Below are 24,128 nucleotides of genomic sequence, written 5' to 3'. Positions count from 1 at the left end.
CCGGTGATCCGTACCGGCGCGCTCGACGTGCTTCCCGTCCGTACCGCCGTGCCCGCCCTGGAGCGGGCCCTCGACGCGCACGGCGCCGCCGTGCTCTGCGCGCCGCCCGGCACCGGCAAGACCACGCTGGTGCCGCTGGTGCTGGCGGGGCTCGTCGGGGGTGCGGCCGGGAACCGCCCGGTGCGGAAGGTGATCGTCGCCGAGCCGCGCCGGATCGCCGCCCGGGCCGCCGCGCGGCGGATGGCGTGGCTGCTGGGCGAGCAGGCCGGCGGCCGGGTCGGGTTCACCGTGCGCGGCGAGCGGACCGTGGGGCCGGACACGGTGGTGGAGGTCGTCACCACCGGTGTTCTGCTCCAGCGGCTCCAGCGTGACCAGGAGCTGGCCGGGGTGGACGTGGTCATGCTCGACGAATGCCATGAACGCCACCTCGACGCGGACACCGTCGCCGCCTTCCTCCTCGATGTGCGGGCCGCGCTCCGCCCGGAGCTGCGTCTGCTGGCCGCGTCCGCGACGACCGACGCCCAGGGGTGGGCGAGGCTGCTCGGGGACGCCCCGGTGGTGGAGGCACACGGTGTCTCGCACCCGGTGGAGACGGTGTGGGCGCCGCCCGCCCGGCCGGTGCGGCCCCCGCACGGGATGCGGGTGGATCCCGCCCTGCTCACGCATGTCGCCTCGGTCGTCCGGAGGGCGCTGGCCGAGCGGACCGGGGATGTGCTCTGCTTCCTGCCGGGGGTCGGTGAAATCACCAGGGTGGCCGGGCAGTTGACCGGGCCGTTGTCGGCCCTGGGCGTGGAGGTGCTCCAGGTGCACGGGCGCGCGCCCGCCGCCGTGCAGGACGCCGTGCTCGCGGGATCGGCCGGCCGCCGGGTGGTGCTCGCGACGTCGGTGGCCGAGTCGTCTCTGACCGTGCCGGGGGTACGGGTGGTGGTGGACGCCGGGCTGGCGCGCGAGCCGCGTACCGACCATGCGCGCGGGCTGAGCGCGCTCACGACCGTACGGGTCTCGCAGGCAGCGTCCCGGCAGCGCGCGGGACGGGCGGGCCGCGAGGCGCCCGGCACCGTCTACCGCTGCTGGACGGAGGCCGAGGACACCCGGCTCACCCGCTTCCCCTCCCCCGAGATCAAGGTCGCCGATCTCGCCGCGTTCGCCCTCCAGGCGGCGTGCTGGGGCGATCCGTCGGCCGGGGGCCTCGCCCTGCTCGACCCGCCGCCCGCCGGGGCGATGGGCGCGGCGCGCGACGTGCTGGCCGCGATCGGCGCGGTGGACCCGGACGGCCGGGCCACCCGCCGGGGCGTACGGATGGCACGGCTCGGGCTGCACCCCAGGCTCGCGCGGGCGCTCCTCGACGGCGCACACGAGGTCGGCGCACGCCGGGCGGCGGAGGTGGTGGCGCTGCTCAGCGAGGAGCCGCCCAGGGAGTACGGGGACGATCTCACCGCAGCCTGGCGCGCCGCTCGCGCGGGCGGCGACGGCTATGCGGGCCGCTGGCGCCAGGAGGTCCGCCGACTGGCGTCGGGGGTGGACGGCGCACGGACGGGACGGGGTGCGCGGGACGGGGCCGATGGCAGGGCCGGCGCCAGGGGGCATGACGGTGACAGCGGTCATGACAGCGACGACGCTGTGGCGGGTCTGGTGGCCGCCCTCGCCTTCCCCGAGCGGGTGGCACGGGCCAGGGGCGAGGGCACGTTCCTGATGGTGTCGGGGACCGGGGCGGAGACGGCGGCCGGGTCGCGGCTGCGCAGTGCGCCGTGGATCGCGGTGGCGGTGGCCGACCGTCCGGCGACCGCCGCGTCGGCGCGGGTACGGCTGGCCGCAGTCGTCGACGAGGACACCGCACGGCTGGCGGCGGGGCACCTGCTCGGCACCGCCGACGAGGTCCGCTGGGCGGACGGTGAGGTGCTGGCCCGGCGCGTGGAGCGGCTGGGCGCGGTCGAGCTGGCGGTACGGCCGCTGAAGAGCCCGTCGCCCGGCCTCGTACGGGAGGCGCTCATCGACGGGCTGCGGCGCGAGGGGCTCGGGCTGCTGCGCTGGACGCCGCACGCACGGGAATTGCGGCAGCGGCTGGCCTTTCTGCACCGGGAGGTGGGCGGCGGCTGGCCGGACGTGTCGGACGAGGCGCTGCTGGCGCGGACCGACGAGTGGCTGGAGCCCGAGCTGTCCAGGGCGCGGCGGCGGAGCGACCTGGCACGGACCGAGGCCGGACAGGCGCTCGGCAGGCTGCTGCCCTGGGCGACCGGCGAGGCGGCGCGGCTGGACGAGCTGGCGCCCGAACGGTACGAGGTGCCGAGCGGGTCCCGGATCCGGCTGGACTACGGCGGCCCGCAGCCGGTGCTCGCGGTGAAGCTCCAGGAGATGTTCGGCCTCGCCGAGACGCCGGCGGTGGCCGGTGTGCCGGTCCTGGTGCATCTGCTCTCCCCGGCCGGGCGGCCCGCCGCCGTGACGGCCGATCTGGCGTCGTTCTGGCGGGAGGGCTACCGGTCGGTGCGGGCGGAACTGCGCGGGCGCTACCCTCGGCACCCATGGCCGGAGGACCCTTCGGACGCGGCGCCGACGCGGTACACGAAGGCACGCCAGAACCGGGGGTAGGGCCTTTCTTGCCTTGCCTTGCCTGCCTTGCCCTGCTTCTGAATCGGATGTACCGGAACGGATCTTCCGGATCAGGCGATGACCGGTTCCGGGTCGGTCAGCCGGGCGTCCGGGCGGTCGGGCTCCCCCGGCCGGCGGCTGCGCGCCTCCAGCCAGAGCGACAGCGCGAGCAGGCAGATGCCGAGGCCCAGGAAGCCCCAGGGCAGGTACGAGGTGAGCAGCAGCACGAGCAGCCGGTTCGACTTGACCAGGTTGACTGTGTAGTTGACGTAGTCCGGCCGCATCTTCACATCCCCGGCGAACGCGGTGACCTTCGCCCGGCCACCCAGCAGGGTGCCGCCGCGCAGCTCCTCCTTGTGGACCTCCTCGCCGTTGACGGGGGCACCGGTGACGGGGTCGACCCAGAACATCCGCTTGGTGGAGTACCAGCGGGTGGTGCCGGTCTTCGCGACGGACTCCGGGGTGATGCCCTTGACCGGCATCTTCTTGGGCATCGACACCTTGGTCCAGGGGATGGTCTGCTCGAAGTAGTAGACGTCGAGGCCGTGGAACTTCACCGTGCCCCGGTAGTGGATGGGGGACGAGGTACGGGTCTGCGCGTCGAAGTACTCGTAGTCGCGCTTCTGGGTGAGGAAGGGCCACTTGAACTCGATGCCCTCCCGGTTGACCGGGATGCCGTCGACCATCTCGCCGGTCGCGTGGACCGGTGCCTGGGTGTGCGCGTCGAAGATGTACCGCTCGGGGATCTCGGAGACCATCTTTCCGTCGGGTCCGGCGACGTAGGACAGCGAGTCCCAGACGACGACGTCACGTCCGGCGCTCTGCTCGATGCGGTTGGATTCCGCGACGTTGCCCCGGAGCGTCTGCACGATGGTCACCTGTGGGACCTTCTTGGCCTGCATGGTGCCGTAGTCGAGGAGGGTCGCGGGCTTCGCCTGCAGGACTTCCTCCTGGTACTGGTTGGCCGGGATCTTCGCCAGCCGGGGGAAGGCGTACCAGCGCAGCAGCGGGGACATGGCGGCGCAGAAGACCGCGAAGGCTAGCAGCACCAGACTGGCTTTACGGCGCATGGCCGTCCTCCTACTGGGTCTTGGGGCCGGGGACGGTGGTGAGCAGCGGTTTGGGCGAGGTCTTGCCGGTGGGTGAACCGACCGCCGAGATGGTGAGGACGAGGGCGAAGGCCACGGCCAGCCCGATGGCGGCGGCGACGAGGGCGCGCATGCACGGCCTCCTACGAGATCTGATGCATCGTCAGGGATGGGGCACCGTAGCAACGCGGCGGCGAGATGAGAACACGTTGTGCGGACCTGTTGCCCGGGCCGGATCCGGGCGGGCACGACAGAGCCCGGCCGCACACCGCTTTCGGGTGTGCGGCCGGGCTCAGTGGCTCGGTCGTCTGCGGTCGGCCACAACGGCCGTGCTGGCCGTGCTGGCCGGTGGACGCGGGCGCCGCCAGGTCAGCCGGTGGCGCAGGGGGACGGGCTGCCGCTCCCGCTCGGTGACGGCGAAGGAGAGGGCGAACCGCTCGCGCTGCCCGACGGGGTGGGCGACGGCGACGGGGTGGGCGAACCCGAAGGGGACGGCGAAGGGCTCGCGCTGTCCGACGGTGACGGCGAGGGGGTCGGGCAGCCGGAGCCGCTCGGCGAGGGCGACGGCGAACCGCTCGGGCTGCCCGAAGGGCGCGGGGAGGGCGAGGGCTTGCCGCTCCTGCTGGGGCCCGGCACGGGGGAGATCGTCCCGATGTCGGTCTTCGTCGGCTTGGGGCTGGGCTTGGACGACCGGTTCGGCGAGGGGGCCGGGGCGGGGGTGTGCCGGGACGGACCGGTTCCGGTACCGGGCGTCCTGCCACTGTCGCCTTCGCCGTACCCCTGGCCGTCGGGCCCGGTGCCGGCGGGCAGCACGCCCGTGCCGTCCGGAACGCCGTGGGTGCCCTTCTTGTAGAACTCGAACCAGGACAGGACCGTACTCAGATACTCCTGCGAGTGGTTGTAGCCCAGGATCGCCTGGTCCAGATCATGCTTGACGGCTACGTCGCGGCCGTCGGCGCAGAGGTAGCGGCCGGTGGCGAGCGACGCGTCGAAGATGTTGTTGGGGTCCTTCTTGCCGTCGCCGTTCCCGTCCTGTCCCCAGGTGGCCCAGGTGGACGGGATGAACTGCATCGGGCCGACCGCGCGGTCGTGCGTCGCGTCACCGTCGTACTGCCCGTTGTCGGTGTCGGAGATGTTGGCGAAGCCCGCGCCGTTGAGCACGGGGCCGAGGATCGGGCTGAGCGTGGTGCCCTCGGCGTCCACCCGCCCGCCGCGCGCCTGGCCCGACTCGACCTTGCCGATCGCCGCGAGCAGCTCCCACGGCAGATGGCAGCCGGGGTCGGTGCCCGCGACGGTCTGCTCCGCCTTCCGGTACGCGGCGAGCACCGATGCCGGAATACCGGCCGCGGCCGCTCCGGCCGGGGTGGTGACGGGAGTTGCCGGCTTGGCGGGGGTGTTCAGCGGGGGAAGGTCGGTGAAGTACGGGGAGTCGCCGCTCACCGGGGTACCTGACGGTGGCGTCGCGTCAGCGGCCTGCCTGCTGTTGTCCGGGGACTGGCTGCCCATGGCGTTCGGCGCCTGCGAAGCGGTCATCGCCGCCACCGCGAGCGCGGCCATCGTGGTCGCCGTCGCCCCCTTGCGCAGTCGGCTGCTGAAATGCGGTGCCATAGGTGTGGTCCCTCCGCGTCGACTGATCGCGCTCCCCAGCGCGGGACTCCGGTGACACTACGACAACTACCGCCCTCGTGGCACCGGTCACTGATCGCTTTTCACCGATTCTTCAGCTCCGGTCCGCCCGCCGTCCTTCTGCGGCTGCGTGCGGACCGGAGCCCGTCCGGAACTCCAGTAATCCGGGCCGGGCCCGCACATCAGGCACCGCGTCGCGAGACCGCCCGGAGTCACCCTCCGGGGCGCCCGGCGGACGGCCCCTGCCCGCCGGGCCGCCAGCCGGGTGTCGGGACGGCAGCGCGCAGCGCGCGGGTGTAGTCGTCCACGGGGGCGTCCAGCACCTGCGCACAGCTGCCCTGCTCCACGACCCGGCCGCGCCGCAGCACCAGCGCGGTGTCGCACAACTGCCGTACCACCGCGAGGTCGTGGGAGATCAGCAGGTAGACGATGCCGGTCTCGGCCCGGATGTCGGCGAGCAGATTGAGGATCTGCGCCTGGATGGAGACATCGAGCGCGGAGACCGCCTCGTCCAGGATCAGTACCCGCGGCCCGGCGGCGAGAGCGCGGGCGATGGCTGTCCGCTGGCGCTGACCGCCCGACAACTCCCGTGGTCTGGCGTTGGATTGGCGGGTGCTCAGTCCGACTTGGTCCACCAGCTCGTCCACACGGGCCGCACGCTGGGGTTCCGTCAGGTCGGTCTGGTGGCGCAGCACCTCATCGACCGCGGACCGTACGCTCTGCATGGGGTCCAGCGAGGTGTAGGGGTCCTGGAAGACGATCTGCGCCTCTCGCGCCCTGCGGCGGCGTTCGGCGGCGCCGCGGCCCGGCCGGGAACGGTCGCGCCCCAGGACGGTGATGGTGCCGCTGGTGGGGCTTTCCAGGCCCACCAGCATCCGCGCGATGGTGGTCTTGCCGGATCCGGACTCCCCCACGATGCCGAGCGAACCGCCGGCCGGCACGGTGAAGCCGACATCCGCGACAGCGGTGTGGCGTGTCCGGCCGCCGCTGCCGTCCGGCACCCTGAAGACCTTGCACAGGCCGTGTACGGAGACCGCGTCGGCCGCGGAGGGGTCGGGCTGGTGCTGTACGGCGCTGGTCACGCGCTCGCCTCCTGGGCACAGATGTCGGCGATCCGGTGGCAGCGCACCAGACCGTCCTGGAAGGGCAGCAGCTCCGGACGGCTGCGCCGGCAGATGTCCTGGACGTGCGCGCAACGGTCGGCGAACGCGCAGCCGGGGCCCGTTTCGAACGCCGAGACCGGGCGTCCCGGAATGGCGTCCAGCCGCTCCATCCGGGCATCGATGGACGGCCGCGAGCCCAGCAGTCCCAGCGTGTACGGGTGCGAGGCGCGGTGGTGCAGTTCGTCGGCGGCGCGGATCTCCACGATCCGGCCCGCGTACATCACCGCGACGCGTCCGCAGACCGCGAGTGCCAGGTCCAGGTCGTGGGTGATGAAGACCATGCCGATGCCGCGTTCACGGCGCAGCCGGTCCAGGATGCCCACGACTTCCGCCTGGATGGTGACGTCCAGGGCCGTGGTGGGTTCGTCGGCGAGGATCAGCCGGGGCTCGGCCAGCAGCACCGAGGCGATCATGACGCGTTGCAGCATGCCGCCGGACAGCTCGTGCGGGTACTGCCGCAGCCGCCGGGCCGGGTCGTCGATACCGACATCGGCGAGCACGGCCTCGGCGCGCGCCTGGGCCTGCTTGCGGCTGACGCCGCGGTTGCGGACCAGGGCTTCGGTGAGGAAGGAGCCGATGCGCCGGACCGGGTTGATGTGGGCTCGCGGGTCCTGGAACACCATGCCGACGCGGTTGTCCCGGTAACGGCGCAGCGCCGCGGCGTCCATGGCGCCGACGTCCTGGCCCTCGAAGCGCAGTACGCCTTCGGAGCGGGCCCCGGTCGGCAGCAGACGGGTGACGGCGCGCACCGTCATCGACTTGCCCGAGCCGGATTCGCCGACCAGACCCAGTGCTTCGCCCGGGGCGAGGGTGAGGTCGATGCCGTCGAGGACCGGCCGCGGGGTGTCCTGCGCGGCGAGATGGACAGTGAGGCCGGCGATTTCCAGCAGCGGCGGGGGCGGTGTCGTGTCGGTCATGACGGGGCTCCGGTGGTTCGGACAGCGCGGCGGGGTGCGCGGCGACGCAGATACGGTTGCGGGCGCTCGCCGCTGATCCGGCTGCCGAGCACGGTGAGCGCCAGTACGCACAGCACGATCAGCACCCCGGGCGCGATGACGGTGAGCCAGTAGCCCTTGGCCAGGGCGTCGCTGTCGCTGACCATGACGCCCCAGTCGGAGCCCGGTGCCTGCACGGCAAGGCCCAGATACGACAGCGAGGCCAGGTCCAGCAAGGCGTAGCCGAAGGCGATGGCGGCCTGGCCGAGCACCACGGGTGCGATGTTGCGCAGGATGTGCCGGGCCGTGATGCGCAGCGCCCCGAAGCCCTGGACGGCCAGCGCGTCCACGTACGGGCTGACACGCTGCTGGCGGGCGGCGGCGCGCACGATCCGGCCGAGGAAGGGGATGTAGGCGATGGAGAGCGCGGCGACCGCCGGCGTGAGCCCGGGTCCGAACAGTGCCACGGCGAGCACCGCGAGCAGCAGCCCCGGCAGGGCGTACACCAGGTCGAAGACACGGGCGATGACGGCGTCCACCGCTCCGCCGTACCAGGATCCGGCGAGCGCGAGCGGGATGCCGATCAGCAGCGAGACCGCCACGACGAGTGCGGGCCCGAGCAGGCTGGTGCGCGAGCCGAAGACGAGCCGGGATGCGATGTCGCGGCCGAGGCCGTCGGCGCCCAGCAGATGGGCGCCGGACGGAGCGGCGTAGGAGTCCAGGAGACTCTGGGTGTTGGGGTCGGCGGGCGCCAGCAGCGGCGCCGCGACCGCGAGTACCAGGACGAGCAGCAGGAAGGCGGCGGCCGCGATCCCGGAGACGCCGAGGGCCGCGCGGATCCTGCGGGGCCGGCCGGCCCAGGGGGCTGACCGGACGCCATCGGCGGCGCTGCCGGCGGCCTCTTCGACGGAGCCGGTGGTATCGGTGAGCGCGGTCATGCGGTCCTCCCCGCGGTGCGCAGACGTGGGTCGATCAGGGCTTGGACCAGGTCGCTGACGGCGTTGCACACGACGAACGCGCCGACCAGCAGCAGCGCGACGGCCTGCACCACGGGGAAGTCCTTCTGCGCCACCGACTGGATGGTGAGCTGTCCGATGCCGGGCACCGCGAAGGCGGACTCCACCACGAGCGTGGAGGCGAACAGCCCGGAGGTGAGCAGCCCGACGGCGGTGATCACCGGCGGCAGGGCATTGCGGAACACATGGTCGCGCAGCACCACCCGCCGCGGCAGGCCCCGTACCAGCGCGGTCTGTACGTGCTCGCGGTCCAGCTGTTCGCGCAGGGCGTTGCGGGTGACCCGGGCCAGGAAGCCGGCCGAGATCAGCGCGAGCGCACAGGACGGCAGCACCAGGCCGTGCACGGTCCCGCCCGGCCCGGTACCGGTGCCTGCCGCCGGGAACCAGCCCAGGCGTACCGCGAACACCGAGATCAGCAGGGTGGAGGCGACAAACGGCGGTACGGTCACCGACACCGAGGTGACGGCGTTGACGGCGGCGTCCACCCGTCCGGGCCACAGTGCGGCGGCCGTTCCGAGCGTCAGCCCGAGCAGCACCACCAGCACGATGCTCAGACCCACCAGCAGCACGGTGGTGCCGAGTCCGGCGCCCACCCGGTCGCTGACGGGCTGTCCGGTGACCATGGAGCGGCCGAGGTCGCCGTGCAGCAGGCCGGTGAGCCAGTCCCAGTAGCGCACCGGAAGCGGCTGGTCCAGGTGGAGTTGGTGGCGGACCGCGGCCCGCGCCTCGGCAGAGGGCGCGCGGCTGCCGAACAGGACGTTCTCCGGACTTCCGGGCGCGAGGTAGAGGCTGCCGAAGACCAGCATGCTGGAGAGCAGCAGTGTGGTGACCATCCCGCCCAGGCGGTACAGCAGCAGGCGCCCCATCAGGGCGCACCGATGGCCGCGGCCCAGGCGGAGGCCATGTAGGAGAAGGTCAGCGGCGCGCCGGTGACCGCCTTGCTCTGGAACAGCACGGCGCGCGGCGCGACGATCGGGATCCACGGCAGATCGCGCGCAAGCACCTTCTGCGCGGTGAGCACGTGGGCCGCGCGGGCCTGCGGGTCCGCGGCGCCCTGGGCTTGCAGCAGGGCCCGCTGCACGGTGGGGTCGGAGTAGCCGTTGAAGTTCTGCGCGCCGGTCCTGGTGGCGTAACTGGCGTACATCGTGGCGGCCTCGGGGAACTCCAGGTAGTTGACCGTCAGGAACGAGTCATAGGCGGAGCGGGCCTTGCGGTCGGTGAACAGCTGTCCGTACTGCTGGTCCGGCAGCCCGGTGATCCTCACGTTCAGGCCGATGGCGTTGCCGGTCTGCTGCAGTACCTGGGCGAGCTGGGCCTGGCTGGGGGTCCCGGCGGCGTAGCCGATGGTGATCTTCTTGCCGGTGGCGTGTGCCTGCTTGACCAGCGCGGTGGCGGCGGCCACATCGGGAGCCTTGGCCAGGCTGTCGTACCCGGCGGAGTAGGCGGCCTTCGCGGGGCTGCCCTGCCAGAATCCGGGGCCCGCCACCGCGTACAGCGGGTCGGCCGCGCCGCTGAACAGGGTGGTGGCAATGGCCTTGCGGTCGATGGCCATGGACAGCGCCTGCCGTACCCGCCGGTCGGCCAGGCCGCCGGTGAACCGGCTGACGATCAGATCGATGTTCTGGGTCGTGGATCCCTTGGCGCCGATGTAGAGCTTTCCGCCGGCTGTCCTGCTCAGCTTGCCGATGGCGGAAGCGGGCAGGTCGAAGCCGCCCTGCAGACTGCCCGATGCGAGCGCGTTGGCCAGCGCGGACGGGTCGGTGAGGAACTTGAAGGTGATGCTGTCGGCCTTGCCTGCCCGGCTCGGGTCCCAGTACCGGGGATTGCGTTTGAGGACCATGGTGTTGGTGCCGTCGAAGGACCCTACGGTGTACGGACCTGCGCAGACCACGCCGGTTCCGGGGCTGCCGAAGTGCTGCCCGGCCTTGACCGCGAACTTCTTCTCCACGACGGCGGCGGCCAGTACACCCAGGTCGTGGACGAAGAGGTGGTCGGGTCGGCTGAAGGTGATCGTGACCTGGGCCGGGCCGGTGGTCCTGATCGCGCTGACGTCGTCGTAACTGTCGGAGAAGTTGCTGGCCACCTTGGGGTCCTGGTTGCGCGCCAGGCTGAAGGCGACGTCCTCGGCGGTGACCGGACGGCCGTCGCTGAAGACGGCGCGCGGGTCCAGGTCGAGCACCAGGTGGGTGGCGTCGGGCTGCTTCCAGGACTTGGCGATGCCCGGCCTCAGGCTGTAGTCGGGCGCGGTCCTCAGCACCGGCTCGCAGACATTGCCCAGGATGGTCTCCTCGGGGTAGTCGGCGGTCTTCAGCGGGTCCTCGGAGTACGGGGCGTGGTAGTCGCCGGACCAGGTGAGGTTGCCGATCGTGCCCTTGCCGGGAGCGGTGGTGACCTGAGTGCTGCTGAAGTTGCTGGGGGAGGTGCCGGTGTGCGCGCCGGATCCGCCGCAGGCGGTTGCGAGCAGCGCGAGGGCCGCGACCGGGACGGCGGCGCGCAGCTGGATGCGTCTGGTCGGGCGCGCCTTCATGGGTGCCTTGATCTGCATGGTGGTGCCTCTCCGTAGGGCGGCGAAGGGGAGGGAGGGGTCCTGCAGGACGGTGAGGTCAGGACGGTGAGGTCGGAACTGTGAGGTCAGGACGCGGTGTGCACGAGAACGCCTTCGACGTAGGTGCGCTCCACCCGGGTGAGGCCGATGTCCCGGGCGGGCCCCGCGAAGGGGTCGCGGTCCAGCACGACCAGATCGGCGTACTTGCCTGTCCGGACCGAACCGGTCTCCGCGTCCAGGTGGTTCACCCGCGCACTGCCCGCGGTGTACGCGGCGATGGCGGCGCCCAGGTCGATCCGCTCCTCGGGGCCGAAGACCCGCTGGTCGTCCTCGGTGCCGCATCGGTTGACGGCGACATGGGCTCCGAGCATCACGTCGGGGGTGCTCACCGACCAGTCGCTGCCCGCCGCGAGCATCGCCCCAGCGCGCAGCAGCGAGCCGAACGGGTACTGCCAGCCGGACCGGCGCTCGCCCAGGAAGGGGATGGTGAGCTCGTCCATCTGCGGTTCGTGCATCGCCCACAGTGGCTGGATGTTGGCGGTCGCGCCCAGCGCCCGGAAGCGCGGGATGTCGTCGGGGTGGACCACCTGCAGGTGCGCGAGATGGTGCCGGTTCCCACGCCGGCCGTTGCGCCGCTGCGCTTCCTCGACGGCGTCCAGGGCGCTGCGCACGGCGCGGTCGCCCAGCGCGTGGAAGTGCACCTGGAATCCGGCCGCGTCCAACTCGCCGACGTAATCGCCGAGTTTGCCCGGGTCGATGAAGTCGATCCCCGACTCGCCGCTGGAACAGCCGCAGCCGTCCAAGTAGGGCTCCAGCATCGCGGCGGTGTGATTCTCCGCGACACCGTCGAGCATGATCTTCACGCTCCCCGCCCGGAACCGTCCGCGCCCGTCCCCCGCGCCGGCCGCCTGCTCCCGGCGGTCGGCGAAGCCCGCGAGCTGTTCGAGTCCGCCGTCCCGGTCCCACCACTGGGCGCCGCGGACGCGGGCGGTGAGCGTTCCCCGGCCGGCGGCGGCGAGGTAGGCGCCGTACACATCGCCGGGGCCGAAGGCGCTGCCGACGGCGGCGTCCTGCCAGCCGGTGATGCCGAAGCCGTGCAGATAGCGCTGCCCTTCGAGCAGGCCTTCGTAGAACTCCTCGTCCGTGGTGGCCGGGATGTGGCGGGTCACCAGGTCGGCTGCGCCCTCCTGGAGCATGCCGGTGGGGACGCCGTCGCTGTCCCGCTCGATGCGGCCGTCCGCCGGGTCAGGGGTGTCGCGGTCGATGCCGGCGATCTCCAGAGCGCGGGAGTTGGCCCACAGGCCGTGGCCGTCCCGGTTGGGCAGGGCGACCGGGCGGTCCGGGACGACGGCGTCCAGCATCGCGCGGTGCGGAGTGCCGCCCGGGAACGCCTCCATGCTCCAGCCACCGCCGGTGATCCACTCGCGCTGCGGATTCGCGGCGGCGTAGACGGCTACGGCATCAACATAGGCATCCGCCTGCTCCAGGTCGTACAGGGCGCAACTGCGCAGACCGGCCCCGGCGAGGACCGGATGGACATGCGCGTCCTGGAAGCCCGGGACAAGCAACTTCCCTGCCAGGTCGACGACTTCCGTGTGCGCGCCGATGAGGTGCCGGACGTCCCGGTCGTCGCCGACGACGACGATCCGGCCGTCACGGACGGCGACGGAGCCGGCCCAGGAGCGGGCGGGATCGACGGTGTGGACGGGGCCGCCGGTGAAGACCAGGTCGGCGAAGTGGTGATCGCGGGGCACATGGCCTCCGTAGTGGGAATGGGCAGTGCTGGATGATCGAGCAGCAAAGCCGATGACAATCCCACTGTCAATGGCGTTGACAACGGTGCACGGTTACGATCGGATCAACCCGGTCGCCACGGAGCCGGCCGACAGAGGGAGCGCACATGGGGCAGGCCGAACCGACCGCAGTGGCAGGTCGCACACGCAGGGCGGCACTCACCAGGGAGTCGATCCTGGAGGCGGCACTGCACGTGTGCTCACCCGAGGGCGGTGCGGTCCTGACCTTCAACCGGCTCGGCAAAGAGCTCGGCGCCGACCCCACCGCCGTCTACCGGCACTTCCGCGACAAGGACGAACTCGTCCTCGCGCTCGGCGAAATGCTGGTCCGGGAGTCGGAGGAACTCACCGCTGCCACCGCGCCGGGCCGCGAGGACTGGCGCGGCTGGCTCACCGCCAACGCCCGCGCACTGCGCACCGTCTATCTGCGCCGCCCGGCCCTCGCCGTACTCGCCGCCGGACGCACCACTGCCGGACCGGCGGAGACCGAGAGCGTCGAGGAGATCATCGGAGTACTCCACCAGGCCGGACTGCCCGCGATCGAGGCGGCCGAGTGCTACCGGATGGCCGTGGACCTGACGCTGGCGTTCATCCACACCAACGCCTCGTTCCTCGTCCTCGACGCCGACACCCAGGCCAAGGACGACACCGCCTGGTCCGTCAAGTACGGCCTGCTGCCCGCCGACCGCTTCCCGCTGCTCCAGCAGAGCGCGGCCCGCCTCACCGAACTCTTCCGCAAGGACGAGGAAGTCTTCGAGATGGTCCTGTCGACCTTCCTCGACGGCGTGGCACTGCGCATCGAACGCGCGCGGGGGTGACCGGGGCGCCACCCAGCCACCCCCCGGGGCGTGACCGGGGCGCCGCCCGCCGGTCCACCACCCGCTCCGTAGCCCTGATCGCCGCAGTCGGCGCCCTGTACGACATACCCCGGCCGGGCAGCAGTACCGCCATGGAGTGGACGCCCCGCGGAGGGGCCCGTCCACCCGATCGCCGGACTGATGCCGGTGCCGCGGCTGCGGGTCAGTGTGCGGCGGACTCCCAGTCCGCGCCGACGCCCACCGACACATCGAGCGGGGCCCGCAGTTCTGCCGCGGCCGCCATCTCCCTGCGGAGGATCTCCTCCACCTGCTTGCGCTCGCCGGAGGCGATCTCCAGCACGATTTCGTCGTGCACCTGGAGCAGCATCCGCGAGGCCAGCCCGGCCCCGGTCAGGGCTCGGTCCACCTTCAGCATCGCGACCTTGACGATGTCCGCAGCGGTGCCCTGGATGGGGGCGTTGAGGGCCATCCGCTCGGCCATCTCACGGCGCTGGCGGTTGTCGCTGTTGAGGTCGGGCAGATAGCGGCGGCGGCCCAGCATCGTCTCGGTGTACCCGGTGGCGCGAGCCTCCTCGACGACGCGCTGCAGATAGTCCCGCACCCCGCCGAACCGCTCGAAGAAGGTGTCCATCAGCCCGCGCGCCTCGCCGGCCTCGATGTTCAGCTGCTGGGAGAGGCCGAACGCCGAGAGCCCGTAGGCCAGTCCGTACGACATCGCCTTGATCTTGCGCCGCATCTCCGGGTCGACGGCGGACTTCTCCACCCCGAACACCTGTGAGGCGACCGTGGTGTGCAGATCCTCGCCGGAGGTGAACGCCTCGATCAGCCCGGCGTCCTCCGAGAGGTGTGCCATCACCCGCAGTTCGATCTGGCTGTAGTCGGCGGTCATCAGCGATTCGTACCCCTCGCCGACGACGAAACCGCGGCGGATGGCCCGGCCCTCGTCCGTACGCACCGGGATGTTCTGCAGGTTGGGGTCGGTGGACGACAGCCGGCCCGTCGCCGCCACCGTCTGGTTGAAGGTGGTGTGGATCCGGCCGTCCGCGGCCACCATCTTGATCAGGCCCTCGACGGTCACCCGCAGCTTGGCCTGCTCCCGGTGGCGCAGCATGATCACCGGCAGGTCGTGCTCGGTCTGCGCGGCCAGCCAGGCCAGCGCGTCCGCGTCCGTCGTGTACCCGGTCTTGGTCTTCTTCGTCTTGGGCAGACCGAGCTCGGTGAAGAAGACCTCCTGCAGCTGCTTGGGCGAGCCGAGGTTGAACTCGTGCCCGACCGCCGCGTGCGCCTCCTTCACCGCCTGCTGCACCGCACCGGCGAACTGCTGCTCCATCCCCTCCAGATGGGCCCGGTCGGCGGCGATGCCGTGCCGTTCCAGCCGGGCCAGCAGGATCGATGTCGGCAGCTCCACATCGTGCAGCAGTCCGGCGGCGCCGACCTCCTTGAGCCGCTCGTCGAACGCGTCGCCGAGGTCGAGGACCGCGCGCGCCTGGGTCATCAGGGACTCGGCCTCGGCCTGCTCATCCGTACCGAAGGCGAGCTGGCCGTCGGCGGAGGCCGCCGGGGCGAGCTCCCGGCCCAGGTACTCCACGGCCAGCGGCTCCAGCGCGAAGGAGCGCCGGCCCGGCTTCACCAGATAGGCGGCGAGCGCGGTGTCCATCGCGACGCCCCCGACGCTCCACCCGTGCTCGGGGAAGACCCGCATCGCGTTCTTCGCGTTGTGCATGACCTTGGGGCGTTCCGGATCCGCGATCCAGGCGGCGAAGGCCTGCTCGTCGGCCTCGTCCAGCTGAGTCGTGTCGAACCAGGCGGCGGGACCGTCCGCCGCGGCGAGCGCGATCTCGCGGACGCTTCCGGTGCCCAGCGCCCAGCTCTCCACGGTGGCCATGCCCAGCGGCTGCCCGCCGTGCTCGGCCAGCCAGGGCGCCAGCTCCCCGGAGGCCAGCACGGAGCCGTCCAGCTCCACTCCGGCGGCCGGGGCCTGGTCCGCTTCGTCCGCCGCACCCGGGTCGACGGCCAGCAGCCGCTCGCGCAGGCTCGGGTTCCGGATCTCCAGCACATCCAGTACGTGCGCGAACGCCTCCCGGTCGTACGCGGCGCGCTCCAGGTCCGCCGGGCCCTTCGGCAGCTCGACATCGCGGACCATCTCGGTGAGCCGGCGGTTGAGCCGCACCGAGTCCAGGTGGTCGCGGAAATTCTGCCCGGCCTTGCCCTTGACCTCCTCGGCGCGCTCCACCAGCTCGGCGAACGAACCGAACTGGTTGATCCACTTCGCGGCCGTCTTCTCGCCGACACCGGGGATGCCCGGAAGGTTGTCCGAGGGGTCGCCGCGCAGCGCCGCGAAGTCCGGGTACTGCTGCGGGGTCAGCCCGTACTTCTCTTCGACCTTCTCCGGTGTGAAGCGGGTGAGCTCGGAGACGCCCTTGGTCGGGTACAGCACGGTGACGTGGTCGGTGATCAGCTGGAACGAGTCCCGGTCGCCGGTGACGATCAGTACCTCGAAACCGGCCGCCTCCGCCTGGGTGGCGAGCGTCGCGATGACGTCGTCCGCCTCGAAGCCCTCGATCGCGAAGCGGTCCACCCGCATCGTGTCCAGTACCTCGCCGATCAGCTCGACCTGGCCCTTGAACTCGTCGGGCGTCTTGGAACGGTTCGCCTTGTACTCGGGGAACTCGTCCGCGCGCCAGGTCTTGCGGGAGACGTCGAAAGCCACCGCGAAGTGGGTGGGCGCCTCATCACGCAACGTGTTCGCCAGCATCGACGCGAAGCCGTAGACGGCGTTCGTCGTCTGACCGCTCGCGGTCGTGAAGTTCTCCGCGGGCAGCGCGAAGAACGCCCGGTACGCCAGAGAGTGCCCGTCCATGAGGAGCAGGCGGGGGCGGGTGTCTGCGGTCTGCTTCGATGCTGTCTTTGCCACGGGTCCGATCCTGCCACGGAGCACTGACAATCCAGACCTCCGGACACCTCACCGGAACCGCTGTCAGTGGCACGTGACAGGATCGGGGCTGTACGTCGATCCGCCCGCTCGAAGGGGAGCGCCATGGCTGCCAAGCCGCCCACAGGTGACCCGGTCCAGGACGCACCGCAGGTCACGGCCCCGCATCATGCCGCCGCCGGTCTGCCCGCCATCGGCCACACCCTGCAGATCGCACAGCAGCAGATGGGCGTGGTGCGGACCGCGAGGACGCTGCTCAAGGTCAATCAGAAGGGCGGTTTCGACTGCCCCGGCTGCGCCTGGCCCGAGGGCGACAAGCGGCACACCGCGGAATTCTGCGAGAACGGCGCCAAGGCCGTCGCCGAGGAGGCGACGCTGCGCCGGGTCACTCCCGCCTTCTTCGCCGAGCACCCGGTCGCCGATCTCGCCTCGCGCAGTGGCTACTGGCTGGGACAGCAGGGCCGGATCACCGAGCCGATGCTCCTGCCCGAGGGCGGCGACCGGTACGAGCCGGTCAGCTGGGAGCGCGCCTTCGAGATCATCGCCGAGGACCTGCGGGCGCTGGACTCCCCCGACGAGGCGCTCTTCTACACCTCGGGCCGCACCAGCAACGAAGCCGCGTTCCTGCTCCAGCTCTTCGCCCGCGCCTACGGCACCAACAACCTGCCCGACTGCTCCAACATGTGTCACGAGTCGTCCGGCTCGGCTCTCGCGGAGACCATCGGCATCGGCAAGGGCAGCGTCTCCCTCGACGACATGCACCAGGCGGACCTGATCATCGTCGCCGGGCAGAACCCGGGCACCAACCACCCGCGGATGCTCTCCGCACTGGAGAAGGCCAAGGCCGCGGGCGCGAAGATCATCTCCGTGAACCCGCTGCCCGAGGCGGGCCTTGAGCGCTTCAAGAACCCGCAGACCCCGCAGGGCATGATCAGGGGAGCGGCTCTCACCGACCTCTTCCTGCAGATCCGCATCGGCGGCGACCAGGCGCTCTTCCGCCTCCTGAACAAACTGATCATCGAGACCGAGGGCGCGACCGACGAGCTGTTCGTACGCGAACACACCCACGGATACGAGGAGTTCGCGGCAGCCGCGCGCGCCGCCGACTGGGACGCGACGCTCACCGCCACCGGTCTCTCCCGCACGGACATCGAGCAGGCCCTCGCGATGGTCCTGGCCTCCAAGCGGACCATAGTCTGCTGGGCCATGGGTCTGACCCAGCACAAGCACTCGGTGCCGACCATCCGCGAAGTCGTCAACTTCCTGCTGCTGCGCGGGAACATCGGCCGCACCGGCGCCGGCGTCTGTCCCGTCCGCGGGCACTCCAACGTCCAGGGCGACCGCACCATGGGCATCTTCGAGCGGCCCGATCCGGCATTCCTCGACGCGCTGGACAAGGAATTCGGGATCACCTCGCCCCGCCACCACGGCTTCGACGTCGTCCGCGCCATCGAGGCGCTGCGCGACGGCCAGGCCAAGGTCTTCTTCGCCATGGGCGGGAACTTCGTGGGCGCGACACCCGACACCGATGTGACCGAGGCAGCGATGCGCCGTGCCTCGCTCACCGTGCACGTGTCGACCAAGCTGAACCGCTCGCACGCTGTCACCGGCACCCGCGCCCTGATCCTCCCCACCCTGGGGCGCACCGACAAGGACGTCCAGGCGAGCGGAAAGCAGTTCGTCACCGTCGAGGACTCCATGGGGCTCGTCCATGCCTCCCGGGGCAACCTCGCCCCCGCGGGCCCTCGGCTCCTCTCCGAGCCGGCCATCGTCGCCCGGATGGCGCGCGCGGTCCTCGGCGCCGAATCCGCCATCGGCTGGGAGGAGTTCGAGAAGGACTACGCCACGATCCGCGACCGGATCTCGCGGGTCGTGCCGGGCTTCGAGGACTTCAACACCCGCGTCGCCGTGCCCGGAGGCTTCGCCCTCCCGCACGCCCCGCGTGACGAGCGCCGCTTCCCCACAGCCACCGGCAAGGCGAACTTCACCGCCGCGCCCGTCGAGTACCCGAAGCTCCCCGAGGGGCGGCTGCTGCTGCAGACCATGCGCTCGCACGACCAGTACAACACCACGATCTACGGCCTCGACGACCGCTACCGCGGCATCACGGGCGGCCGCCGCGTCGTCCTGGTCAACCCGGACGACGCCCACGAGCTCGGCTTCGCCGACGGCTCGTACACCGATCTGGTCAGCGAGTGGAAGGACGGCGTCGAGCGGCGCGCGCCCGGCTTCCGGGTGGTGCACTACCCGACCACCCGCGGCTGCGCCGCCGCGTACTACCCGGAGACGAACGTCCTGGTCCCGCTGGACGCGACCGCAGACATCAGCAACACCCCCACGAGCAAGTCCGTGGTGGTCCGTCTGGAACAATCCGGCACGGCCTGAGCGTTCGCTCAGGCCGCCGGGCAGCGGACACGCCAGCGGTCCGCTGCCCGCAGCCGGCGCAGCAGCCGCCACGACGATCGGAGCCGGACCACCATGGGCGAGCAGACCACCGTGAAGTTCCCTCAAGAGGTCATCGACGAGTACGCCGTGCTCGGTGTCGACCTGCCCGCGCTGTTCTCCGCCGGTCATCTCGGCGAGCGGATGGGCGTACGGATCATCGAGGCCGCCGCCGACCGGGTCGTCGGCACCATGCCGGTCGAGGGCAACACCCAGCCGTACGGCCTGCTGCACGGCGGCGCGTCCGCCGTGCTCGCCGAGACCCTCGGGTCCGTCGGCTCGATGCTGCACGGCGGCCCCTCCAAGCTCGCCGTCGGCGTCGACCTCAACTGCACCCACCACCGCGGCGCCCGCAGCGGGCTGGTCACCGGCGTGGCCACCCCGGTCCACCGCGGCCGCTCCACCGCGACGTACGAGATCGTCATCACCGACGAACAGGACAAGCGGGTCTGCACCGCCCGGCTCACCTGCTTGCTGCGCGACGCCACCCCCGACGGCCCCACTGGCTGACCCGGCCCGCCTCCGACGACCCCACTGGCTGACCCCGGCCCACCCTCCTGGCCGGCCCACGCGCCCTCCGGGCGGCGAGGCGGCTCCACGGACACGCCCCAGCGGCCGGGCGGCCCGTCACCCAGAACACCGGCCGTCGCACTTCACGTAACGCTGCGTGACAAGAACGCGATGAATGAGGGATTCCGCAGCGCCCCCGCGCCCCGCCGCCGGCCCGCCCGACGGCGGCTTCGCGCCACCCGTACCGCGCACCCGCCGACAGCACCAAGATTGCCTCAAGCCCCTTAGCGGAACTGCGCGTTCTCACATCCCGGGCAGATACATGGTGACCGCATTTCTCCCAACTGTCCGCAGTGCGCCTGCTGTTCGCCTCTCCGGGCATAACAAGACAGTCACATCCTGACCTTCAACGGTCCGCACTTCCGCCACCTGCGCTTAGAGTCACGCCCAGTCACCGCGCCGCCGGGCGCGTCTGCAGCACGGCCCAGCACCAGTCCAGTACGGCCCGGCGAGACCTACGGCGCCTCAGCAGAGGCGGCGGCGCCAGGGAGAGGATTCATCGTGCGACAGCGTTCGTTGCTCATACTCACCACCGTGCTGACCACAGGCGCACTGACACTCACCGCTTGTGGATCGCGCGACAACAAGGACAGCAAGGGCAGCAGCGGCGGCAAGACCGAGGTCGTCATCGGCGTCGACGCGCCGCTCACCGGAGCGAACTCCGCCACCGGCCTCGGCATCCAGGGCGGCGTCAAGGTCGCCATCGATGACGCGAACAAGAACAACACCGTGCCCGGCGTGAAGTTCACCATCAAGGCGCTGGACGACAAGGCCCTGCCGCCGACCGGCCAGCAGAACGCCTCCGCGCTCGTCGCGGACAACAACGTCCTGGGCGTCGTCGGACCGCTCAACTCCGGTGTCGCACAGACCATGCAGCAGGTCTTCGCCACCGCCAACCTGGTCGAGATCTCGCCGGCGAACACCGCCCCCGAGCTCACCCAGGGCAAGAACTGGCAGACCTCGAAGACCCGCCCGTACAAGACGTACTTCCGCACCGCGACCACGGACGCCCTCCAGGGCGGCTTCGCCGCGCAGTACGCCGGGCAGACGCTCAAGAAGAAGAAGGTCTTCGTCGTCGACGACAAGCAGACCTACGGCGCCGGCCTCGCCAAGCTCTTCAAGGCCAACTTCCTGAAGGCGGGCGGCAAGCTAGCCGGCCAGGACCACGTCAACACCGGGGACAAGGACTTCTCCACCCTCGTCACCAAGATCAAGAACTCCGGCGCCGACATCCTGTACTACGGCGGCCAGTACGACGAGTCCCAGATCATCACCAAGCAGCTCAAGGACGCCGGCGCCCACATCCCGCTCATGGGCGGCGACGGCATGTTCTCGCCCACCTACATCAAGACCGCGGGCAAGGCGGCCGAGGGCGACCTCGCCACCTCCGTCGGTGTCCCCGTCGAGTCCCTGCCCGCCGCCAAGGACTTCATCGCGAAGTACAAGGCCGCCAAGTACACCGGTGACTACGGGACTTACGGCGGATACTCCTACGACGCCGCCACCGCCATCATCAAGGCAGTGGGCTCTGTGGTGAAGGACGGCAAGGTCCCGTCCGACGCCCGCCAGCAGATCGTCGCCGCGGTCCAGAAGACGGACTTCGACGGCATCGCAGGTCACGTCTCGTTCGACCAGTACGGCGACACCACCAACAAGCAGCTCACCGTCTACCAGGTCAAGAACGGCGCCTGGAAGGCCGTGAAGAGCGGCGTCTACACGCCGGCCGGCTGACCCGGAACACCGCAGTGCACAGGGCCGCGCGGCCACGACCACGAGTCACCGCGCGGCCCGCAGTCTCCCCTTGCTCCCTTCCCACCCACATGGAGGCCATGCGGTGAACTCCCTGCCGCAACAGCTGGCCAACGGGCTGTTCCTCGGCTCGATGTACGGGCTGATCGCCATCGGATACACGATGGTGTACGGCATCGTCCAGCTCATCAACTTCGCCCACGGCGAGATATTCATGACCGGCGGCTTCGGCGCCCTGACGGTCTACATGTACGTGCTGCCCGACGGCACTTCGATGTGGATAGCCCTGCCGGCCATGCTGGTGGGCGGCGCTATCGTCGCCGTACTCGTCGCCGTCGGAGCCGAACGCTTCGCCTACCGGCCCCTGCGCGGCGCACCACGGCTCGCACCGCTCATCACCGCGATCGGCCTCTCCCTCGCACTGCAGCAGGCAGTCTTCAACTGGTACCCCGGTGCGGAGAACGCCCGCGTCTTCCCGCCACTGCCCGGCGGCCCGTACCACCTCGGCTCCATCGACATCCAGAGCGGCGACCTCTTCCTGATCATCGCGGCCCCCCTCTGCATGGCCGCGCTCGCCGTCTTCACCCGGACCTCCCGCACCGGCCGCGCCATGCAGGCCACCGCCCAGGACCCCGACACCGCCCAGCTCATGGGCATCGACACCAACCGCATCATCGTCATCGCGTTCGCCATCGGCGGCCTCTTCGCCGCCGTCGCCGGCATCGCGTACGGCTTCAAGATCGGCAACGTCGACTACAGCATGGGCTTCCAGGCCGGCCTCAAGGCCTTCACCGCGGCCGTACTCGGCGGCATCGGCAACATCTACGGCGCCATGCTCGGCGGTCTCGTCCTCGGTGTCGCCGAAGTCATGGCCACCGCGTACATCGACCAGGTCCCCGGTATGCACCAGCTCGGCGGCCAGGCGTGGTCCGCGGTCTGGGCCTTCGTCCTGCTGATTCTCGTACTGCTCCTACGACCACAAGGTCTACTGGGCGAACGCGTCGCGGACAGGGCGTGACGGACATGGAACCCAACGAGAACAGCGAGAACAACGGGCTTGACCCGGCCGACACCGCCGATGCCGCCGACGGGACGAACCAGCCCGCACAGCCCGCCGGCGCCCCGCCGCTGATCCCGCTCCCGCAGGCCGCCGCCCGCGCACTCACCATCGCCGGCGCCGTCATCACCATCGTGAGCGCCTTCCTCTCCTGGACCTGGGAACCCGGCTTCGCCGACGACCTGACCTACTCAGGAAACCCCTCAGGACTCCAGTTCCTCGCGGTCATCGGCGGAGTCGTCACCCTCCTCTTCGTCCTCAGCCACGCCCGCGTACGCGGACTGCGCTGGCTCAACCCCAGCGGCGCGACCGCCCCGGTCTTCCTCGCGGCGCTCGCCGCGTTCGCCGTCGTCTGGTACGTCGTCCTCGCCATCGCCTTCGAACTCGGCGGGCTCATCAACCTCGACCCCGGCGGCTGGATCGCCGCCGTCGGCGCCGCAGTCGCCCTCATCGGCACACTCGCACTCCCCCGGCCCGGCGCCACAGCGAAGTCCTACTTCGCCAAGGCCGACCCGATCCCGGCAGCCCAGGCGCTCCCCGCCTGGGGACAGCGCGTGGTCATCACCGCCGCCACCGTGCTCGGCCTGATCGTCTTCACGTACGGCATCGGCGTCCCCGACGAACAGCCGGAAGTCTTCGTCTCGTTCGTCCTGCTCGTCGTCTTCAACGCCTGGGCACTCTTCGGCGCCGGACTCACCGACCGCTTCTCCGAACTCAACGCCCGGCACAAAGGATTCGCCACCTCCATGGCGTTCCTCGCCGCAGCGATCTTCCCGTTCACCCAGAGCCAGGACCACAACGCCAACCTCGGCGTGAACATCCTCATCTTCGGAACCGTCGCCCTCGGCCTCAACATCGTCGTCGGCCTCACCGGGCTCCTCGACCTCGGATACGTCGCCTTCCTCGGCGTCGGCGCCTACGCCGCAGCACTGGTCTCCGGCTCCGAGTTCTCCACCTTCTCCGGCGTCCAGTTCCCGTTCTGGGCAGCCGCCCTGACCGGAATGGCAGCCTCCCTGATCTTCGGCGTCCTCATCGGCGCACCCACCCTGCGACTGCGCGGCGACTACCTCGCGATCGTCACCCTGGGCTTCGGAGAGATCTTCCGCATCGCCGTGAACAGCCTGGACGGCTCGTCGGGACCCGACGTCACCAACGGCCCCAACGGCATCCCCTCCATCCCGGACCTGGAACTCTTCGGGTTCAACCTCGGCGCGTCCCACGACATCGCGGGCTTCACCCTCGGCCGGTTCGCCAACTACTTCCTGCTCATGCTGGTGATCACCGGACTCGTCGTCCTCGTCTTCAACCGCGCAGCCGACTCCCGGATCGGACGCTCCTGGATCGCCATCCGTGAGGACGAGACAGCAGCCACCGCCATGGGCATCAACGGCTTCCGGGTCAAGCTCATCGCCTTCGCACTCGGCGCCACCCTCGCGGGCCTCGCCGGTACGGTCAGCGCACACGTGACCTACAGCGTCACCCCCGCCCCGTACCAGTTCGCCGGAGCCGCCCCGCCCAACTCGGCCTTCCTGCTCGCCGCGGTGGTGCTCGGCGGTATGGGTACGGTCGGCGGCCCGATCCTCGGTGCCACCTTCCTCTACCTCATCCCGGAGAAGCTCGGCTTCCTCAAGCAGTACGAACTGCTCGCCTTCGGCATCGCACTCGTCCTGCTGATGCGCTTCCGCCCCGAGGGCGTCATCGCCAACCGGCGGCGCCAGCTCGAATTCCACGAGGACAGCGCACCCGACCTGCCGGAACAACGCACAACCGGCGACGAAACCGTCCCCGCAGGCAAGGCAGGGGCGTGA

Annotated in this window: 16 protein-coding genes and 1 pseudogene; 7 read left to right on the top strand and 10 right to left on the bottom strand. The window is 71.0% G+C overall.

Going from position 1 to position 24,128, the window contains the following annotated elements; translation table 11 throughout:
* The first annotated feature begins 3 nt into the window (after positions 1 to 3).
* Positions 4 to 2,586: an ATP-dependent helicase HrpB gene (gene hrpB, locus OG210_RS25030; protein WP_328325511.1), complete on the top strand. Its 2,583-nt coding sequence runs from the start codon at positions 4 to 6 to the stop codon at positions 2,584 to 2,586.
* Between the two features lie 71 nt (positions 2,587 to 2,657).
* On the opposite strand, the gene OG210_RS25025 is transcribed toward hrpB, so the two are convergent.
* The 9 genes and pseudogenes from OG210_RS25025 to OG210_RS24985 all read right to left on the bottom strand — a co-directional run bounded on the left by OG210_RS25025 (position 2,658) and on the right by OG210_RS24985 (position 12,713).
* A complete protein-coding gene (locus tag OG210_RS25025; protein ID WP_328325512.1) occupies positions 2,658 to 3,656 on the bottom strand; it encodes a DUF3068 domain-containing protein in 999 nt (332 codons plus the stop codon).
* Positions 3,657 to 3,666: 10 nt separating this feature from the next.
* On the bottom strand, positions 3,667 to 3,807 hold the full coding sequence (locus OG210_RS25020) for an SPW_0924 family protein (RefSeq protein WP_328325513.1): 141 nt from the start codon (positions 3,805 to 3,807) through the stop codon (positions 3,667 to 3,669).
* Positions 3,808 to 4,118: 311 nt separating this feature from the next.
* A pseudogene (locus tag OG210_RS25015) lies at positions 4,119 to 5,282 on the bottom strand (lytic transglycosylase domain-containing protein); the annotation flags it as partial.
* 230 nt (positions 5,283 to 5,512) lie between these two features.
* The gene (locus tag OG210_RS25010; RefSeq protein ID WP_328325514.1) at positions 5,513 to 6,382 is read right to left on the bottom strand and encodes an ATP-binding cassette domain-containing protein; all 870 of its coding nucleotides are present in this window, start codon (positions 6,380 to 6,382) and stop codon (positions 5,513 to 5,515) included.
* A complete protein-coding gene (locus tag OG210_RS25005; protein ID WP_371538768.1) occupies positions 6,379 to 7,380 on the bottom strand; it encodes an ABC transporter ATP-binding protein in 1,002 nt (333 codons plus the stop codon). The genes OG210_RS25010 and OG210_RS25005 overlap by 4 nt, the downstream gene beginning before the upstream one ends.
* Positions 7,377 to 8,336, bottom strand: a complete 960-nt coding sequence (locus OG210_RS25000) for an ABC transporter permease (protein WP_328325516.1) — start codon at positions 8,334 to 8,336, stop codon at positions 7,377 to 7,379. Before OG210_RS25000 ends, OG210_RS25005 begins: the two co-directional genes overlap by 4 nt.
* Positions 8,333 to 9,280 (bottom strand): ABC transporter permease, encoded by a 948-nt coding sequence (locus OG210_RS24995; protein WP_328325517.1) that lies wholly within the window; start codon positions 9,278 to 9,280, stop codon positions 8,333 to 8,335. The genes OG210_RS25000 and OG210_RS24995 overlap by 4 nt, the downstream gene beginning before the upstream one ends.
* A complete protein-coding gene (locus OG210_RS24990) occupies positions 9,280 to 10,959 on the bottom strand; it encodes an ABC transporter substrate-binding protein (RefSeq protein WP_328325518.1) in 1,680 nt (559 codons plus the stop codon). The genes OG210_RS24995 and OG210_RS24990 overlap by 1 nt, the downstream gene beginning before the upstream one ends.
* A gap of 86 nt (positions 10,960 to 11,045) precedes the next feature.
* Complete coding sequence (locus tag OG210_RS24985) at positions 11,046 to 12,713, bottom strand: amidohydrolase family protein (protein ID WP_328325519.1); 1,668 nt, start codon at positions 12,711 to 12,713, stop codon at positions 11,046 to 11,048.
* A gap of 146 nt (positions 12,714 to 12,859) precedes the next feature.
* On the opposite strand from OG210_RS24985, the gene OG210_RS24980 reads away from it, so the two are divergent.
* Positions 12,860 to 13,570 (top strand): TetR/AcrR family transcriptional regulator, encoded by a 711-nt coding sequence (locus OG210_RS24980; RefSeq protein WP_328325520.1) that lies wholly within the window; start codon positions 12,860 to 12,862, stop codon positions 13,568 to 13,570.
* Between the two features lie 202 nt (positions 13,571 to 13,772).
* Here the strand turns inward: OG210_RS24980 and polA are convergent, their stop codons facing one another.
* Entirely contained in the window at positions 13,773 to 16,484 is a 2,712-nt protein-coding gene (gene polA, locus OG210_RS24975) for a DNA polymerase I (protein WP_328325521.1), read from the bottom strand.
* Between the two features lie 123 nt (positions 16,485 to 16,607).
* Between polA and OG210_RS24970 the strand changes: the two genes are divergently transcribed.
* The 5 genes from OG210_RS24970 (at position 16,608) to OG210_RS24950 (ending at position 24,128) form a co-directional block, all read left to right on the top strand.
* A complete protein-coding gene (locus OG210_RS24970; RefSeq protein ID WP_328325522.1) occupies positions 16,608 to 18,887 on the top strand; it encodes an FdhF/YdeP family oxidoreductase in 2,280 nt (759 codons plus the stop codon).
* A gap of 93 nt (positions 18,888 to 18,980) precedes the next feature.
* Complete coding sequence (locus tag OG210_RS24965) at positions 18,981 to 19,454, top strand: hotdog fold thioesterase (protein WP_328325523.1); 474 nt, start codon at positions 18,981 to 18,983, stop codon at positions 19,452 to 19,454.
* 561 nt (positions 19,455 to 20,015) lie between these two features.
* A complete protein-coding gene (locus OG210_RS24960) occupies positions 20,016 to 21,245 on the top strand; it encodes a branched-chain amino acid ABC transporter substrate-binding protein (RefSeq protein WP_328325524.1) in 1,230 nt (409 codons plus the stop codon).
* Between the two features lie 103 nt (positions 21,246 to 21,348).
* Positions 21,349 to 22,281 (top strand): branched-chain amino acid ABC transporter permease, encoded by a 933-nt coding sequence (locus tag OG210_RS24955; protein WP_266858047.1) that lies wholly within the window; start codon positions 21,349 to 21,351, stop codon positions 22,279 to 22,281.
* 5 nt (positions 22,282 to 22,286) lie between these two features.
* On the top strand, positions 22,287 to 24,128 hold the full coding sequence (locus OG210_RS24950) for a branched-chain amino acid ABC transporter permease (RefSeq protein WP_328325525.1): 1,842 nt from the start codon (positions 22,287 to 22,289) through the stop codon (positions 24,126 to 24,128).

Source organism: Streptomyces sp. NBC_00466 (assembly GCF_041433995.1).
Taxonomy (GTDB): Bacteria; Actinomycetota; Actinomycetes; order Streptomycetales; family Streptomycetaceae; genus Streptomyces.
This window is presented reverse-complemented; position numbering and strand designations above follow the sequence as displayed.